This is a genomic window from Virgibacillus kimchii (genome assembly GCF_055379185.1).
In genome coordinates, this window is record NZ_AP043951.1 from 2822092 (window position 1) to 2837942 (window position 15851).

Below are 15851 nucleotides of genomic sequence, written 5' to 3' on the forward strand. Positions count from 1 at the left end.
ATTGAAAGCGATTACAAAATAACCACCCTGGAATAAACAACATACGGATAAGGTTTAAGACTCGGCTGCATCTGCTTTTTGAATCAGCTTTTCCCCATGGATTTTACTCAAAATGAAATAGACGGAGATGTATCCAATCAGGGAAGTGGTACACAGGAAAAATAAAATGGGCAAATATAGGGATAGAAGAATTAAGCAAATAATTCCTACCAATATGCCTATTGATTTCAAGGGCTGATAAAAGACTAATAGAAAGCTGTTTTTAAAGAGTTCTTTTATACTTATATCCATATGAACATGAACAGTAATAAGATGGAGCAGAAAAAGCGTATATATTACCGTAACTGATATTACTGCTGCAGCCACAAGAAACGCTATGTCTGAGGATATGGATGGAAAAATAAAAAAGTACTGGGTGAGACTGATATAAATAATGAGCAAAGGAATACCAACCAGGTTGGACCGCCAAATCTCTTTTTTCAGTTCTTTAAAAAATTTACGTATCAGACTGTCAGATTTTTTGAACATTTTTCCTCTAATGCAGGAAAACAAAGCTACAGTTGCAGGGATAATTGTAACGATCGGCAGACAGGCAACCATCCATAGAAATTGCAGTATGACTACACTTGTTACTTCATCCAATATTTTATAAAACCTGGAATTCAACATAGACATTGGCAAACACCATCCAATTAAGAATTAAGACAGGTTTATTATATACACAGAAGTTTTAGAATTCCAAATTTTCCTGTTTCAGCAAATATCAAAGAATGAGGTGAGCTAATGCCTTACTACCTGGCAGTGGATGGCGGGGGCACAAAAACACTCGCCATTGTTACTGATCAAGATGGCACCGTGAAAGGAACAGGCCTTGCGGGAAACAGTAACCATCAAACGAGCAGGGAAGAAGCAGAAGCTGAATTAAGCAAAGCAACAAATGAAGCAATCCTTTCTGCCGGGATAGCCCAAAGCATGCTGTCCTACTCCTGTTTTGGCATGGCAGGAGCTGACACTTCCCATGACTTTGAAATAATAAACTCGATGATTCAAAGTTTGGGCTTTCAGAATTATGCTGTGTACAATGACGGGATTATCGCATTAAAGGCTGCGAACCCTTCCTTTACAGGCATGACCCTCATTTGCGGGACGGCAACCAATGCCATCGGCAGGAACAGAGAAGGCATTATTCACCAGGTAGGCGGCTTTGGCTATACTTTTGGTGACTTTGGCGGTGGGCATCAATTATCCAAAGAGATTTTCAGACTTGTCATTCGCAGTTCAGAAGGCAGAGAGCCGGAAACACTGCTGACAAATCTCGTCTTAGAAGAACTGGGATTCAGGGAAATCACAGATATGTACCGCTACTATCTCATACATAAACATAGTATACCGGTTCATTTAACCCCTCTTTTATTTGAAGCTGCGGAAAATGGTGACCCCGTCGCCATTCATTTAATAGAAAAGCAGGCGGATGAACTGGTAATATCCGCCGTTGCTTTAGCAAAAAAGATGAACCTGTCTTTTCAATCATTCACTCTTGTGCTGGCAGGAAGCGTAATAACAAAATCCAATAATGACATCATGTACCGGACATTTTTATCCCGGCTCAAAAAAACACAGCTGCAGGCAAAGGTGAAATTATTAAACATGGAACCGGTAATAGGAGCAGGTTTATTGGCGATCGGGAGAAGTGACAATGAAGAAAAAATAAAACAGCGTTTAATAGAATCCCTTCATGTTTATATGGAAAGGCAGTGATTCGCATGAGTAAAACTAAAATTGCCGTTATTGGCAGCGGCTCCTCCTATACGCCTGAATTAATGGAAGGATTAATTAACCAGGCATCCCTTCTCTCCCTGGATGAAGTTTGGCTATGTGATGTTGAAGAGGGTAAGAAAAAAATGGATATTATTCATGATTTAACGAATAGAATGGTTAATAAGGCAGGACGGCCTTTTAAAGTGTTTTCCACTTTAGATAGAAGGAAAGCCATCGAAAATGCTGATTATGTCATTACACAGATTCGTGTCGGCCAGCTGAAAATGAGAAAACAGGATGAGTATATTCCCATCAGGCATGGACTGATCGGCCAGGAAACGACCGGCGCGGGAGGATTCATGAAAGCGATGCGTACCATTCCAGTCATACTTGATATATGCCGGGACATCGAAGAATTGGCACCGGATGCATGGCTTTTGAATTTTACCAATCCTGCGGGAATCGTAACAGAAGCCATATTAAAGTACAGCAATGTAAAAGCGGCAGGCTTGTGCAATAATCCAATTAATTTTTACAAAAATTTTGCAGCCTATTATGGCGTATCCACGGATGCCGTAAGTATAGAGTTTGTCGGGATTAACCATTTAAATTGGATAGTAGATTTTTTTATTGACGGTGAATCGAAATTACATGATGTGCTGACCGGCAGGAAAAAGACCTACCAGGCAGAGAATATCCCTGCATTTGACTGGAATCTATCTTTTTTAAAAAGTCTGGGTGCCGTCCCCTCCGGATACCATCGCTATTATTACCAGACAGACATGATATTAAAGCAGCAAAAAGAACAGCTGGAAAAAGGAACAACACGGGCTGATGAAGTAATGAAAATAGAGCAGGATTTATTTCAGTCATATGCTGACACTGCGCTGGAAGAAAAACCAAAATCTCTGGAAAAAAGAGGGGGTGCTTTTTATTCGGAAGCTGCTGTTCATTTAATGACGTCCATTCATTTAAATACAGGGGACATTCATACCGTAAATGTTCAAAATAACGGAACCATTGCCTGCTTGCCTGATGAAGCTTGTGTGGAAGTGAACTGTATCGTGGAAAAAAACCGATTGGTTCCATTACAGGTGGATCAGCAAAAAATTCCCCCTCAGATCCGAGGGCTTTTGCAGGTCGTGAATGCATACGAAGAACTGACAGTGGAAGCAGCTGTGCACGGTGACAGAGGTAAAGCCATACAGGCGTTGACTATTCACCCGCTCGTCGGTTCATTTGAAACGGCTCATGCATTATTGGATGAATTGTTTGAAGTAAATCATCCATATTTGAAGAATTTTTACAGCAGGAGGTAAATGCAGCGTGTATCAGGTCATGCAGTGCATGAATCACAAATTCATTTCTTGCTGAATTTGAAGTAGGAAACTTTTTTCAAAAAAAGGGAGGAATACTTGTATGAAGAAACTATTGGTCTTTTTGTTTATGACAGGCCTCATCTTTTTTGCAGCTTGCAGCAACGGGGAAGAAGAGGCGGGAACGGAAGCCGATAACGGGACGGATGACAGTTCGGAAGCAGGTGAAGGCGAAGAGGTTACATTGGATATTTTCAGCTGGCGAAGCGGGGATACGGAGGAGTTTGATGAAATTATTGCAGCATTTAATGAAGAATACCCGGATATTCAAATTAATTTTGACCCTACCACTGCACCGGAATATGATTCCGCATTAAATACCCAATTGAGTACAGGCACAGCCGCAGACATCTTCTTTGTAAGACCATTTGCGCTCGGTGAAAACATTTACGATTCCGGGCACCTGGAAGTGATTACAGAGGAAGATATCGAAAATCTTTCTGCGGTGGATGACATCCAAAAGGATATATATACTTCCGATGACACAGGGGAATTGTATGCCATGCCGTTTAACTTTGTATCCTATGGTTTCCTGTATAACAAAACAATGTTTGAGGAAAATGGCTGGGAAGAACCGGAAACATGGGATGAGTTTTTTGCATTGCTTGATGATATACATCAGGAAGGCATCACACCACTGGCGCTGGGAACGGCAGATGGCTGGGTTGTGGATGAAATTGTCGGTAGTGGTTTTTACCCCAGCTTTGTTGGTGGTGAGCCATGGAGGGAAGGTTTATTGGCCGGAGAAAACAGCCTGACCGATCCGGAATACGTTGATTTTCTGGATAATCTTACACAATGGAATGATTACATGCCGGATAACCTGGAAGGGATCGGTTATGTAGATGCCCTGCAAATGTTCATGGCTGAAAATGCTGCTATTTGGGTAACCGGTTCCTGGGCATTGACGGATCTGGATCAAGATGAGATTACATTTGACGTGGATATGTTCGCCTCTCCAGTGAAAAACAGCGGAGATCAAAGATGGGTCGGGTTTAACGGCGGCGCCGGGCTTGGTATTAATCCGGATTCGGAACATCAGGAAGAAGCCAAGATATTCCTGAACTGGCTGATGAGTGAGGATGCTCAGGCATTAACGCTTAACCTGCTTCCGGGCCAATTTCCACCGGGCGATATCCCTGTCGATCAGATTGAAGACCCAACGAATAGAAAATGGCTGGAAGCCGGCGGGCAAAACGATGAAAACTATGCTGTCGGACTCGCCTTTGAAGGTTTGAACGCCGGAGACCCCACCATGGGTACACTGCAGATGGAAAACATCTCTCAAGTTTTACAGGGGAACCTGAGTCCGGAAGAAGCTGCGGAAAATATGCAGGAAGGACTGTCTTCCTGGTATGAACCGCTCCAATAAACTGATACGCAGAGCGCTGTGACCGGCCTCTGCTTATCATACATAATTATCAAATCGGGCGAAAGACCTGCGGTAGTATGTCAAGAGAAAAATGTTAAATTATTTAATTGTCAAGGTTCAATTTGCTTAAAAAAGGCATCAAGAAACTAGACCAGTAAAATAATGTAAATTACTGGAAATAACACAAAGGATATTAGAAGCAATTTAGCTTCATATATTCACGCTCCTTTTCGGCGTGTAGATTTGGTGATTACGTAGTAGCGCATCCACCAAACGCACTAATTTTCTTGCGGTTAGAACGAGGGCTCTTTTGTGTTGATGTTTCGGTACTTCTCGATACTTCTTTTCATAATACACTTGGTATTCAGGAATCTCTCTTCTTACCCGGTTGGCGGCTTCAACTAAGTAATATCGGAGATACTGATTACCATTACGTGATAGCGAAGTATCATCAGCCGTAAAGCGCCCTGATTGGTGTTTACGCCAATAAAGGCCCGCATACTTTGCGATTTTTGTTTCACCTTCAAAACGGTCTATCTGCCCAATCTCAGCGATAATGCCTGCTGTAAATACTGGACCTATACCAGGTACCGTTTGAAGTGTTTGAGGTAATCCAGCCATAATTCGCTTGATCGCTTTATCAATCTCTTTTACTTGCTTTTGAAGAGTCCTTATGACCTCAATAGTAGTGCCAAGAATGATGTCTATAGAGTCCTCTACAACCTTATCTAGGCGATAGGAAGAACGAACAGCTTTATGGATTGATTTAGCTACACACTCTGGATCATCAAAGCGGTTCCTGCCTTTCTCTTGAAGAAATGCTGCTAAATCTTCTATTGGCATTTGCGCCAGTTCATCAAGGCTGTATTTCTCATAAAACAGCTCCATCATGGCATTGCCGAAGACAGAAGACTCCACTTCCTCTGTGAAGGTGTTGCATTTAAAACTTAAGTGCTGAAGAAAGTGTTGTTTTTCTTTAGTTACTTGACGGATGAGTTGGTAACGAGAGCGAGTAAGTTGTTGAAGCGCAACATACTGCTGCTCTTTAACAACAGACATTGGCAAACGCCCAAAGCGTAAATAATCGGCAATGACAAACGCATCAATTTCATCCGTTTTGTCCATATCACTGTAACTCTTTTTAAAGTTCGCAATCTGTTTGGGATTCATAACGAATACTTCTGTACCAAGTGCCTTAAGCGTTTCATCATTATGTAAAAACATGGATGGATGAAAGCTATAAACTGAAGTAGATTCAAGACCAATTTTAATCAAATGGCTTTTTTGGCTTTGTATACTCTCTAAAATAGAATCACGTAAAACAGTGGCACCAGGCAAATCATTGGATACTGTGAAGGAACGAAGTTTCTCTCCTTCACCATTTAGAAAACAAACCTTAATATCAAAAGAACTAACATCTAGACCAACAAATAATTTCATGGGGGGAATTCCTCCTTTCGATTTAGAATCATTGGTACTTATTTCTTGGACGCCCTGAGATATCCCTAGTGTGAACGTCGATCAACAACCTCGTGTATAAGTACTATCCCTGATTCGAAAGCCGCCCTAGAGCTACTACCATCCAGGTTCGATAATCAGGGTGCACAGCCTGCGAGTAGGAAGGTCCGCACGTACACTGGGAAACAGTCTTTCTAATGTGGTCGAGCCACAAGGGGGAAAAGAATTGTCCCAAATGATCCTAAGACCATTATCTAGAAATATCTCAGGACATCCAAGAGATTTGACTATATTTTTATAAAAGTAAGAATCTTATAGGCTCAAAATTATGGGCCTAAATATACTATACGAGGGGGAAGCGTCATGAAATTCAGGAAAAAATTATTATGGTTTATACTGCCTGCTTTTATCATCTATTCAGGATTTATGCTCATTCCCCTCATTTTGTCAATGAGAGTATCTTTCTATGATTTTTCCGGGATAGGAGATATGACCTTTATCGGGCTGGATAACTTTTATCGCCTGCTTTTTGAAGCACCTTACAATGAACGGTTTTTTAATGCCGTAGGAAATACATTTGAATTTTTTGCATATACGATGGTTTTTCAGAATGTAACCGCGCTTCTATTGGCACTCGCGCTGACAAGAGGGTTAAAGTTAACCGGCTTTTTCCGGACCATTATTTTCATCCCGGTTACGCTATCCCTTTTGATGATCGGTTTTGTCTGGTCCATCATGCTAAATCCGAATATTGGTGTTATTAATGAAATATTGAGTGCAGTTGGATTGCAGGATTGGACACAGGCCTGGCTTGGTTCCGAATCGCTGGCATTGCCGACCGTGGCCCTGGTAAATGCCTGGCAGTACACCGGCCTTATGGTAATGTTATTTGTAGCAGGCATCCAGGGGATTCCGGAAGAACAGTTTGAATCTGCGAAAATTGACGGGGCCAATGCCTGGCATGTTTTCAAGGGGGTTATTTTACCCCCATTGGTTCCGGTTATTGGTATTGTGACGATTATGACGTATATGGGGGTATTTAATCAGTTTGACCTTGTTTATGCCATGGTTGGTTCTACAGGGGGACCGGATTATGCCGTGGATGTATTGGGTACGTTTTTCTATCGGACTGCATTTGGCGGGGCCGGCGGTCAGATGCCGCAAATGGGTCTCGGCGCCACTATCGCCACCATGACATTCTTATTTATTGCCTTTGCTATCGGCGCATTCCTGTATCTGTCCTATGTGAGAAAAAGGAGGGAAAACTGATATGGTTAAAGGAAAAAAAGACAAGTTATTGGATCTGCTTGCTTACCTCCTGCTGATCCTGGCGGTGATCATTGTCGTTTATCCCCTGTTTGTCATGATTATTACGTCATTGAAGACAAATATGGAAGTGCTCGTAAACCCGTTCGGATTACCGACCGAGATTAACTTTGAGGGTTATAAATATGTACTGGAGACAGGAAACTTTCCGATCTTTTTCAGAAACAGTATTTTTATTACCCTGGTTTCCTTATTTGTTCTACTGCTTGTCACCGTGATGGCAAGTTATCCTTTATCCAGGTTTTCCTTCTTTGGAAACAGGATGATTTATTTCTACTTTATCATTGGGGCGATGCTGCCATCCCGGCTGGCTACAGTAAATCTGTATCAGGTTGTAAATGGATTGGGACTGTTTGATACGCTGTGGGCTTTAATATTAATCTACATTGCAATGACCATTCCTATTTCCGTTTTTATCATTGCAGGGTTTATGGCGGAGTTGCCGCGAGAATTGGAGGAATCCGCTCACATCGATGGCGCCTCCGACAGCCGCATACTTTTTTCGATATGGGTTCCGCTGCTGCGGCCGGCGCTGGCAACGGTGGCCATATTTAATTTTATCCCAATCTGGAATGAATTTTTCTTTCCGTTAATATTTATCAGCAGTGATCATTTAAAACCCTTGCCACTCGGATTGGCCACGTTTTTTGGTCAGTATCAGTCTGACTGGCCGACAGCTTTTGCAGCACTTACGATTGCCATTCTGCCGCCGCTCATTTTTTATTTGATTGCTTCGAAGCACTTTATAAAGGGGTTAACTGCAGGTGCATTAAAAGGTTAAGACTTGGGATTTTTCAAGATGGCTTGCACGCGGATTTAATTGCAAGGAAGCGACAGTGCATTAAAAAGTTGAGAATTGAGGGTCATCAAGGTGACCTTTCCATAATTCAATAGGAAAAACTGAAAAATGATTGGAGGTAAAGACATGGTAACAATGGGCACAAGCTATTTTGGCAATCGCATGATACAGCATGTGGAAAAGGACTTGGACGAATTGAAAGCGAAGGGATTCACCGATATTTTGCACACTGTTTCTGAAAATGACCTGAAATTTTATCGGGGAACCATGGGAGAGATCATTCAGCTTTCCAAGGACTATGGATTTACGGTGACAGTAAGCCCATGGTCCATCGGTTTGGTATTTGGCGGGGAAGCATTTTCCGAGTTTCATATTCATTATCCGGAAGCATGCCAGGTAACACAGGATGGAAAGAGATTGCCGCAAGCTTGCTTTAATCATTCGGGTTTTCGCAGGTTTATGAAGGATTGGGTAGATGCGGTCAGTGACATGGGGGCGGATTATATCCTTTGGGATGAGCCGCATTGGGCCGGGCAGGGCGGCTGGTATTTTATTGAGGAGAATGAATGGACGTGCCGGTGTGAGGCCTGCCGTGATTCTTTTGTAAAGACGTTTGGTTACGAAATGCCTGCAAAGTGGAATGATGATATCGGCCATTTTCGCAAGGAAGTGATGATTGATTTTTTGGATGAACTATCCAAGTATGCGCTGGAGCTTGGGGTTAGAAATATTGTATGCTTTTTTCCAAATCGAAAGAAGCTGATCATTCCGCCGGAGTGGGAAAAGGCTGCGGGGCTTGAAGCTGTTGAAGTTTTTGCCACTGACCCTTACTGGGTGGGATCACAGTTTGCAGCTGAGGAATTCGTTGACTTTTATGTGAAAGCAGCCATGGATATTGCGAAAAGAACCGGAGTAAAACCTCAGTTGTATATACAGAATTTCCGAATTGCGGGTGGAAAAGAAAAGGATGTCAGTCGTGCGGTGGAAGCTGGGTGGAAAAATGGGATTAGGGATTTTTATGCCTGGGGATTCAACAGCTGTGCGCATATGTCTTTTTTGCGGAGTGACCATCCGGAAAAGGCGTTTGCCGCTTATTATGAGACGATTTTGGAAAAGACGGGTTGGACTGCGTTTTAAAAATTTGTACACCACGATTCAAATGGAAAAATAAGTATAATGAAAGATCCATTGGAATAGGAAATTATTTATTCGGGATGATCTCTATTTTTTCAGCATCCCGTACAGGTGGATCCGAATCACCTTGGCTTCCATTCCAGTAAACAATTACCTTTGTCCCAATATCTAAACCCAGCTCATCATGCATCGCAGGATTCACACCGTAATAGGAGCCCCCGTTGTTCTGTGCAAGCTTCACCAATTCCTCCTCTGTTTTATTTGAAATATCAGCAGCCTCCGCTTCCGATATCAGCAGCATAGAATACCGGCCTTCATGTACATGCTCCGCGGGGCCTGCTCGCTCTATTTTTGCAATAATGCCTTCATGTTCTTCTAAATCATCATTTCTGCTTTCCTGTTCTTGTTGCGTACAAGCACCTACGATCGAGATAATTAACGCAATAAATAGTATCTTTTTTATCAAAACACACACCTCCAAGCCGACATTAAAAGGATTCATTCTCTGCAACAAGTATTATCTGAATTATAACATTTATTTTGCAATAGGAGGAACGGGTTAAAAATTTAATATAATTGTAAATATTTTTATTTTTGGTATACTCTATTATAAAAGAAAGGAAGTGGAATATGATACTTAAACCCCGAACGAAACCCTCTGAATTACTCACCTTGGAGTACCTCAACACCAGAATGACCCTTTCACCAAAGGACAAGCTGTATTATTTATCCTTGAAAAAAGGCTTTGAGGGAGAAAAGAATTTTGATTTATGGACTGAAAAGCTTCAATGCGAGTGCATCATATTAAATGATTTACTACTGAAGGTAAATAACACCACCTTCCAGATTGATGCTTTAATCATTACAGCAGACAAAACGTACCTCTATGAAGTGAAAAACTTTGAGGGAGAATACATTTTTGATCCCCGGACAAATAAATTCTTTATCATAAAATCAAAGCAGGAAATAATTAATCCCTTACATCAACTGGAAAGATGTGAATCCCTGTTAAATCAATTGATGCTCAAGCATAGTTTTAATCCCACCATCAAAGGGGATGTGGTTTTTATCAATGATGAATTTACGCTGTACCAGGCTCCTCCTGACGAACCGATTATTTTCTTAAGCCAGCTTAATAAACATTTCAAACAACTGAATGCGATATCAGCTCCATTAAGCAGGCACCACTTTTTATTAGCAGAAAAACTGCAAGCCCTTCACATTACCGATCCGTCTTATAAACAAATTCCATCTTACAATTATGAACAACTTCATAAAGGAATTACCTGCCGTAAATGCAATTCATTTTCCATTCGTATGAAAAAAATAAGTTTATCATGTAAAACATGCGGATATGAGGAAGCAATAGCTGAGGCAGTCATGCAAATGACGAAAGAGTATCAACTGCTTTTTCCCGAAAAGAAGGTTACTGCAAGTGCTATCCAGGACTGGTGTCAGGTTGTAAAATCAAAAAGAACGATAGCTAACATACTGGCGAAGAATTTAAGTGTTAAAGGTAAATATCGTTGGACCCATTATGTATGAGTTGGATTGGGTAGCGGCATGAGTATAATTGATTTAGTTTGTCCTGGTATGTCACTGTTTGAATTAAATGTAAAATGACAGACCTTAACGTTCTCTATGACAAGTTAATTTGATTTATTTATGTAAAGACGTACTCTTGGTGCTTGGTGTGGTACGTCTTTTTCTCTCTTACTTACAATGGCGTATCATAGGCGGCTCCTATGGTACGTCTTTTGCTCCTTTTCTCTAAATGACGGACCATTGGTGCTTTCTATGGTATGTCTTTTTTGCCTCTTCTCTAAATGGCGGACTATTGGCGATTCCTATGGTATGTCTTTTGCTCCTCTTCTCAAAATGACGAACCATTGACTCTTTCTATGGTATGTCTTTTTCACAACTTCGCACAATGGCGCACCATTGGCGGTTCCTATGGTACGTCTTTTGCTCCTCTTCTCTAAATGACGAACCATTGACTCTTTCTATGGTATGTCTTTTTCACAACTTCGCACAATGGCTTACCATTGGCGGCTCCTATGGTACGTCTTTTGCTCCTCTTCTCAAAATGACGAACCATTGACTCTTTCTACGGTATGTCTTTCTCACAACTTCGCACAATGGCGCACCATTGGCGGTTTCTATGGTACGTCTTTTGCTCCTCTTCTCAAAATGACGAACCATTGACTCTTTCTATGGTATGTCTTTCTCACAACTTCGCACAATGGCGCACCATTCACGGCTCCCACGGTACACCTTTTCCAATCCTCAACAAAATGACGCACCATTGACAGCTCCTATGGTACGTCTTTTCCAATCTTCAACATAATGACATACCATTGACCCTCCCTATCGTACGCCTTTTCCTCCTTTCCTCTAAATGACGCACCATTGACTATCTTTTCAAAATAATCGTTACGCTGCTAATCGGTGTTCTGCACACCAAAAAGCAAGCATAGAATCGAATTCCATGCTTGCTGATTTGACGCGTACAATATTATCCACTAACCACTATCAAACAGGAAGTTTACTAATCACATTTTTTACGTCATCAGCCGAGCGATCCAGCTGTTGCTGTTCGTCCTCTGTCAGTGGAAGTTCAATAACACTTTCAATACCATTTGCTCCAAGGATTGTAGGCACACCTAAATAAATATCCTGGTAGCCATACTCTCCCTCCAAATAAGCAATGGATGGCAAAATTCGTTTCTTATCGTAGACAATTGCTTCTGCCATTTCCACGAGGGATGCAGCAGGAGCGTAATAGGCGCTGCCATTACCCAGCAAATTGACGATTTCGCCTCCGCCTTTTCGGGTGCGCTCTACAATGGCGTCCACTCTTTCTTTTGGCAGCAGATTGCTGATCGGGATGCCGCCTGCGTTGGAATAGCGAATCAATGGTACCATGCTGTCACCGTGACCGCCAAGTACAAAGCCGGTTATGTCTTCCGGAGCAACATTCAGTTCCTGGGCTACGAACGTATTAAAACGGGCTGTGTCCAGTACACCGGATTGTCCGATGACTCTGTTTTTTGGAAAGCCGGTTGTTTTAAAACATGTATAGGTCATGGCATCCACCGGGTTGCTTAAAACAAGAATATAGCTATCCGGTGCATACTTTACAATATTTTTCGACACTTCGGCCATGATATCTGAATTGATAGCAACAAGGTCGTCCCGGCTCATGCCCGGCTTTCTGGCTACACCGGCAGTGATGATCACCATATCGGCATCCTTGATATCTTCATAATCCGAGGTGCCGAATACATTCCCGTTAAATTTTTCCACAGGGCCTGCTTCAAGCATATCAAGTGCTTTTCCTTTTGTCGGGTTTTCCTGATCAGGGATATCGACCAGTACGACATCTCCCATTTCCTTCTGTGCGAGGAGAAATGCAGTAGTCGTTCCGGTAAAGCCTGCACCGATTACGGCAAATTTTCTTCTTTTAAAAATGGACATGCTTATCCTCCTTCTTGAATCCAGGCCGGCACCACATTGCTGCAGCCCCGGCCCTCCATCTTCTATCTCTTTCTATTGGTAAGGCCTCCGCCGAATTTTACTCGGGAAGAATACCGCCCAATTCATTATGAGGACGAGGGATCACATGAACGGAAACCAATTCTCCCACACGGCGGGCCGCTTCACTTCCAGCTTCTGTAGCTGCTTTCACTGCTCCTACATCTCCGCTGACAAGTACAGTTACCAGTCCTGCACCAATTTGTTCTTTACCGATTAAATTAACGTTTGCTGCTTTTACCATAGCATCTGCAGCTTCAATAGATCCTACTAATCCTTTTGTTTCCACCATTCCTAATGCACCATTTACGTTAGCCATTTTAAATTCCTCCTAATTTATTGGTTTTGGTATTCTCTTAACACTTGTTTCACAAGCATTTCAATTTTATTCGTATCAATGGATTCACTGTTCCCTGCGTCTGAGTTAATAAACGCATCTTTTACCATGCTGTTCAGGTTGTTCACCTGTCCAGTGCTTATCCCGCTTGTACTTCCCGGTTGAGGCACATCCACTTCCTTGATACCATGGGCCACTCTTTTTATGTTAATTAAGTGACGGGCGGTAATATTATCGGAACTGATATTTCCTCCATACGCTCCACAGCCAAGGGTCATGGAAGGAGCAAGTGAGGTGGTTGCCCCTACTGCTCCAATGGAAGACAGTGTGTTTACGAGTACACGGGAAACCGGCATAGCTGCGCCAAATTCCTCTACTACCTGATCATCATTCGTATGAAGCGCAAAGCTGTGTCCTCTTCCGCCAAGATTCAGCAGATCCAGACTTCTTGCTTTTGCATCAGCCCGTGAGTTTGCTGTATACATAGCAAAAACGGGAGCGAGCTTTTCCAAAGAAAACGGAACTTCTTTTCCTACCTTGTCTTCTTCGGCGATAAGCAGTCTGGTGTTTGCAGGTACGCTAATACCGGCCATGTCTGCGATGGTTAGTGCGGATTTACCTACAATATCCGGATTAATTTTCCCGGCACCTGGAGAAATAACCTTTTCCATTTTCCCTTTTTCTTCCTCATTCAGGAAATAAGAGCCGTTATTTTTAAATTCCCGGACTGCCATATCTTTAATACTGCTGTCTACGACAATCGCCTGTTCAGTTGCACAAATCGTACCATTATCAAAAGTTTTACTGTCGACAATCATTTTTACCGATTTTTTCACATCAGCCGACTTTTCAATATATACAGGGACATTTCCAGGTCCCACGCCATAAGCTGGTTTTCCGGAACTGTAAGCTGCTCTTACCAGTCCGCCTCCCCCGGTGGATAGAATTAAATTTACATCCCTGTGGCTCATTAACTGGTTAGTGGCTTCCATGCTCGGTTCTGCGATCCAGCCGATCAGCCCGTCCGGTGCTCCGGCATCAATGGCTGCCTGTCTGCATATTTTCAATGTTTCCACTGTACATCTTTTTGCCCGTGGATGAGGACTTACGACAATCGCATTTCCCGCTTTCAGGGAGATCAATGTCTTAAACATGGCAGTGGAGGTCGGGTTGGTCGTAGGTATAATGGCAGCTACAACCCCGAATGGATAGGCTATTTCCTTCACTTTGTTTGTTGTATCTTCATTAATGACACCAACTGTTTTTTCATTTTTTATAGAGTTATAGACATCCATGGAACCGACATGATTTTTCATCACTTTATGTTCCACCACACCCATACCCGTTTCTTCCACAGCCAGTTTGGCCAATTCCTGGGATTTATTATATGCGGCTTTTGCCACAGCCTCCACAATGGAATCTATTTTCCACTGGGAAAATTGCATGAACTCTTCCTGAGCTTCTTTTGCTTTTTGTACCGCATCTCTCATTTCCTGTACGGATAGTAAATCTTTATCTAATTTCAAATCAAATGCTCCTTTCTGCTCACCTTGTTTATCTTGCCTATACATAAGGAGTAATGGTTACGGTGGCTTTTTCATTCTCCGCCTCTTTGTCCTTCACATGTGTCAGTACAACAGGGTCAGGCAGTGGACTCTCATGAGGCCATATTTTTACAGCTTGCTGATTTGAAAGCATTCCGTTTTTCTTCATATCTTCGAGTGAGGAAATTACCATTCTCGTAACCTTCTCCACAAATTCCCTGTCCATGTATACACCTCCAACCTATCTGTTGCCGCGGAAGAAACTTTACTTCCTTTTCGTTTCATAAAAACACATATGATCAGCACTGCTGTTCTCCACATATGCTTTCATTTCCTTCAACGAATTTAAGCTGACCAGATCCAAAATATTGTTGATGCCCTCTCCTGTATAAGCGGAAGTAATGACAATCGGTCCGCTTACCATTGCTTTTTCCAAGAGACGCACAGCACGATTGACATCAGCATTTTCATGATCTGCCTTGGTTACTGCCCCGATGGATAATTTATTAATGCCTGAACTGAATCCCGGGGCAAAAATTGATTTTTCATTGGTCGCATCCTGGACAAACAACACATGGGTAATTTCCATGGAGGTTGCCATAAGGTTCCTGTAATGCAGAGGGTTTTCAATATATTCCCCGGGTGTATCGACAATCCAGTCATCATAATTTAAGGCTTGAGTCTTTACTTTCCTTGGTTTTTGTACATTGCCCAATAGCGCATCCGTCAAGGTTGTTTTACCTGCATCAATCCCTCCAAGAATCATGGCCCGGTTTTTTTTCTGCAATACAAGCCCCTCCATTTCATCAGGATTTGGTTATATTCGCCGGGGTAAAGGAAAGCACTTCTTTTAAGAAATGGTTTACTTCATGAAGTGCGGTTTCCACCTCGGAAACACTTCCTACTAGAACCAGGCTCCCGGTAAACCGGTCCAGAAAGCCAATACTGACGTTTGCCGCCTTTGTTGCGCGATCGCCGGCAATAATAACCGATTCACTCGGAGTCAGGGTGAGTACCCCCAATGCGCCCGCCTGCTGTACCCCAAGCTTTTCATACATATCTTCAACCGGGTTTGCAATTAAATGGCTCAGTGTAATCTGTTTGCCGGGGACAAACTCCTGTATAAAGCGCTGCTTGTCTTCCTCCATGCTTTCATCCCTACTTTCCTGTTACAACTGATTGAAGAATGTGCTTGTTTTCTTCCCACTTTACG

16 protein-coding genes are annotated in these 15851 nt (G+C 42.4%); 7 read left to right on the forward strand and 9 right to left on the reverse strand.

Annotated features, from left to right (window positions below; translation table 11 throughout):
* Positions 1 to 54: 54 nt before the first annotated feature.
* Positions 55 to 675, reverse strand: a complete 621-nt coding sequence (locus tag ACZ42C_RS13530; RefSeq protein ID WP_461183553.1) for a YesL family protein — start codon at positions 673 to 675, stop codon at positions 55 to 57.
* Between the two features lie 108 nt (positions 676 to 783).
* Here ACZ42C_RS13530 and ACZ42C_RS13535 point away from each other — a divergent pair, with 108 nt between their 5' ends.
* The 3 genes from ACZ42C_RS13535 to ACZ42C_RS13545 all read left to right on the forward strand — a co-directional run bounded on the left by ACZ42C_RS13535 (position 784) and on the right by ACZ42C_RS13545 (position 4506).
* The gene (locus tag ACZ42C_RS13535; RefSeq protein WP_461183554.1) at positions 784 to 1758 is read left to right on the forward strand and encodes an N-acetylglucosamine kinase; all 975 of its coding nucleotides are present in this window, start codon (positions 784 to 786) and stop codon (positions 1756 to 1758) included.
* 5 nt (positions 1759 to 1763) lie between these two features.
* Positions 1764 to 3077: a 6-phospho-beta-glucosidase gene (locus ACZ42C_RS13540; protein ID WP_461183555.1), complete on the forward strand. Its 1314-nt coding sequence runs from the start codon at positions 1764 to 1766 to the stop codon at positions 3075 to 3077.
* Positions 3078 to 3177: 100 nt separating this feature from the next.
* Positions 3178 to 4506 carry an ABC transporter substrate-binding protein gene (locus ACZ42C_RS13545; protein ID WP_461183556.1) on the forward strand — a complete coding sequence of 443 codons (1329 nt, stop codon included), beginning with the start codon at positions 3178 to 3180 and terminating at the stop codon, positions 4504 to 4506.
* Positions 4507 to 4716: 210 nt separating this feature from the next.
* On the opposite strand, the gene ACZ42C_RS13550 is transcribed toward ACZ42C_RS13545, so the two are convergent.
* Positions 4717 to 5946: an IS110 family RNA-guided transposase gene (locus ACZ42C_RS13550; protein WP_464891275.1), complete on the reverse strand. Its 1230-nt coding sequence runs from the start codon at positions 5944 to 5946 to the stop codon at positions 4717 to 4719.
* Positions 5947 to 6327: 381 nt separating this feature from the next.
* Between ACZ42C_RS13550 and ACZ42C_RS13555 the strand changes: the two genes are divergently transcribed.
* From ACZ42C_RS13555 to ACZ42C_RS13565, 3 genes are all read left to right on the forward strand, one after another.
* Positions 6328 to 7233: a carbohydrate ABC transporter permease gene (locus ACZ42C_RS13555; RefSeq protein WP_461181614.1), complete on the forward strand. Its 906-nt coding sequence runs from the start codon at positions 6328 to 6330 to the stop codon at positions 7231 to 7233.
* A gap of 1 nt (position 7234) precedes the next feature.
* Positions 7235 to 8071, forward strand: a complete 837-nt coding sequence (locus ACZ42C_RS13560) for a carbohydrate ABC transporter permease (protein ID WP_461181615.1) — start codon at positions 7235 to 7237, stop codon at positions 8069 to 8071.
* A gap of 144 nt (positions 8072 to 8215) precedes the next feature.
* Positions 8216 to 9226, forward strand: a complete 1011-nt coding sequence (locus tag ACZ42C_RS13565) for a hypothetical protein (RefSeq protein WP_461181616.1) — start codon at positions 8216 to 8218, stop codon at positions 9224 to 9226.
* 64 nt (positions 9227 to 9290) lie between these two features.
* On the opposite strand, the gene ACZ42C_RS13570 is transcribed toward ACZ42C_RS13565, so the two are convergent.
* Entirely contained in the window at positions 9291 to 9689 is a 399-nt protein-coding gene (locus ACZ42C_RS13570) for a DUF3221 domain-containing protein (protein ID WP_461181617.1), read from the reverse strand.
* Between the two features lie 164 nt (positions 9690 to 9853).
* Here ACZ42C_RS13570 and ACZ42C_RS13575 point away from each other — a divergent pair, with 164 nt between their 5' ends.
* Positions 9854 to 10768: a nuclease-related domain-containing protein gene (locus tag ACZ42C_RS13575; RefSeq protein ID WP_461181618.1), complete on the forward strand. Its 915-nt coding sequence runs from the start codon at positions 9854 to 9856 to the stop codon at positions 10766 to 10768.
* Positions 10769 to 11755: 987 nt separating this feature from the next.
* Here ACZ42C_RS13575 and mdh read toward each other — a convergent pair.
* The 6 genes from mdh to eutS all read right to left on the reverse strand — a co-directional run bounded on the left by mdh (position 11756) and on the right by eutS (position 15786).
* Positions 11756 to 12700 (reverse strand): malate dehydrogenase, encoded by a 945-nt coding sequence (gene mdh, locus ACZ42C_RS13580; RefSeq protein WP_461181619.1) that lies wholly within the window; start codon positions 12698 to 12700, stop codon positions 11756 to 11758.
* 97 nt (positions 12701 to 12797) lie between these two features.
* Positions 12798 to 13076: a BMC domain-containing protein gene (locus ACZ42C_RS13585; protein WP_461181620.1), complete on the reverse strand. Its 279-nt coding sequence runs from the start codon at positions 13074 to 13076 to the stop codon at positions 12798 to 12800.
* Positions 13077 to 13093: 17 nt separating this feature from the next.
* Positions 13094 to 14620, reverse strand: a complete 1527-nt coding sequence (locus tag ACZ42C_RS13590) for an acetaldehyde dehydrogenase (acetylating) (protein ID WP_461181621.1) — start codon at positions 14618 to 14620, stop codon at positions 13094 to 13096.
* A gap of 37 nt (positions 14621 to 14657) precedes the next feature.
* Positions 14658 to 14864 carry a hypothetical protein gene (locus tag ACZ42C_RS13595; protein WP_461181622.1) on the reverse strand — a complete coding sequence of 69 codons (207 nt, stop codon included), beginning with the start codon at positions 14862 to 14864 and terminating at the stop codon, positions 14658 to 14660.
* 39 nt (positions 14865 to 14903) lie between these two features.
* A complete protein-coding gene (locus ACZ42C_RS13600; protein ID WP_461181623.1) occupies positions 14904 to 15425 on the reverse strand; it encodes a EutP/PduV family microcompartment system protein in 522 nt (173 codons plus the stop codon).
* 19 nt (positions 15426 to 15444) lie between these two features.
* Positions 15445 to 15786 (reverse strand): ethanolamine utilization microcompartment protein EutS, encoded by a 342-nt coding sequence (eutS, locus tag ACZ42C_RS13605; RefSeq protein ID WP_461181624.1) that lies wholly within the window; start codon positions 15784 to 15786, stop codon positions 15445 to 15447.
* Positions 15787 to 15851 lie beyond the last annotated feature (65 nt).

Coding starts and splice junctions, on each gene's coding strand:
- ACZ42C_RS13585 (WP_461181620.1), bottom strand. CDS start 13,076: ATGGCTAACGTAAATGGTGCATTAGGAATGGTGGAAACAAAAGGATTA.
- mdh (WP_461181619.1), bottom strand. CDS start 12,700: ATGTCCATTTTTAAAAGAAGAAAATTTGCCGTAATCGGTGCAGGCTTT.
- ACZ42C_RS13540 (WP_461183555.1), top strand. CDS start 1,764: ATGAGTAAAACTAAAATTGCCGTTATTGGCAGCGGCTCCTCCTATACG.
- ACZ42C_RS13595 (WP_461181622.1), bottom strand. CDS start 14,864: ATGGACAGGGAATTTGTGGAGAAGGTTACGAGAATGGTAATTTCCTCA.
- ACZ42C_RS13555 (WP_461181614.1), top strand. CDS start 6,328: ATGAAATTCAGGAAAAAATTATTATGGTTTATACTGCCTGCTTTTATC.
- ACZ42C_RS13565 (WP_461181616.1), top strand. CDS start 8,216: ATGGTAACAATGGGCACAAGCTATTTTGGCAATCGCATGATACAGCAT.
- ACZ42C_RS13545 (WP_461183556.1), top strand. CDS start 3,178: ATGAAGAAACTATTGGTCTTTTTGTTTATGACAGGCCTCATCTTTTTT.
- ACZ42C_RS13530 (WP_461183553.1), bottom strand. CDS start 675: ATGTCTATGTTGAATTCCAGGTTTTATAAAATATTGGATGAAGTAACA.
- eutS (WP_461181624.1), bottom strand. CDS start 15,786: ATGGAGGAAGACAAGCAGCGCTTTATACAGGAGTTTGTCCCCGGCAAA.
- ACZ42C_RS13575 (WP_461181618.1), top strand. CDS start 9,854: ATGATACTTAAACCCCGAACGAAACCCTCTGAATTACTCACCTTGGAG.
- ACZ42C_RS13550 (WP_464891275.1), bottom strand. CDS start 5,946: ATGAAATTATTTGTTGGTCTAGATGTTAGTTCTTTTGATATTAAGGTT.
- ACZ42C_RS13560 (WP_461181615.1), top strand. CDS start 7,235: ATGGTTAAAGGAAAAAAAGACAAGTTATTGGATCTGCTTGCTTACCTC.
- ACZ42C_RS13535 (WP_461183554.1), top strand. CDS start 784: ATGCCTTACTACCTGGCAGTGGATGGCGGGGGCACAAAAACACTCGCC.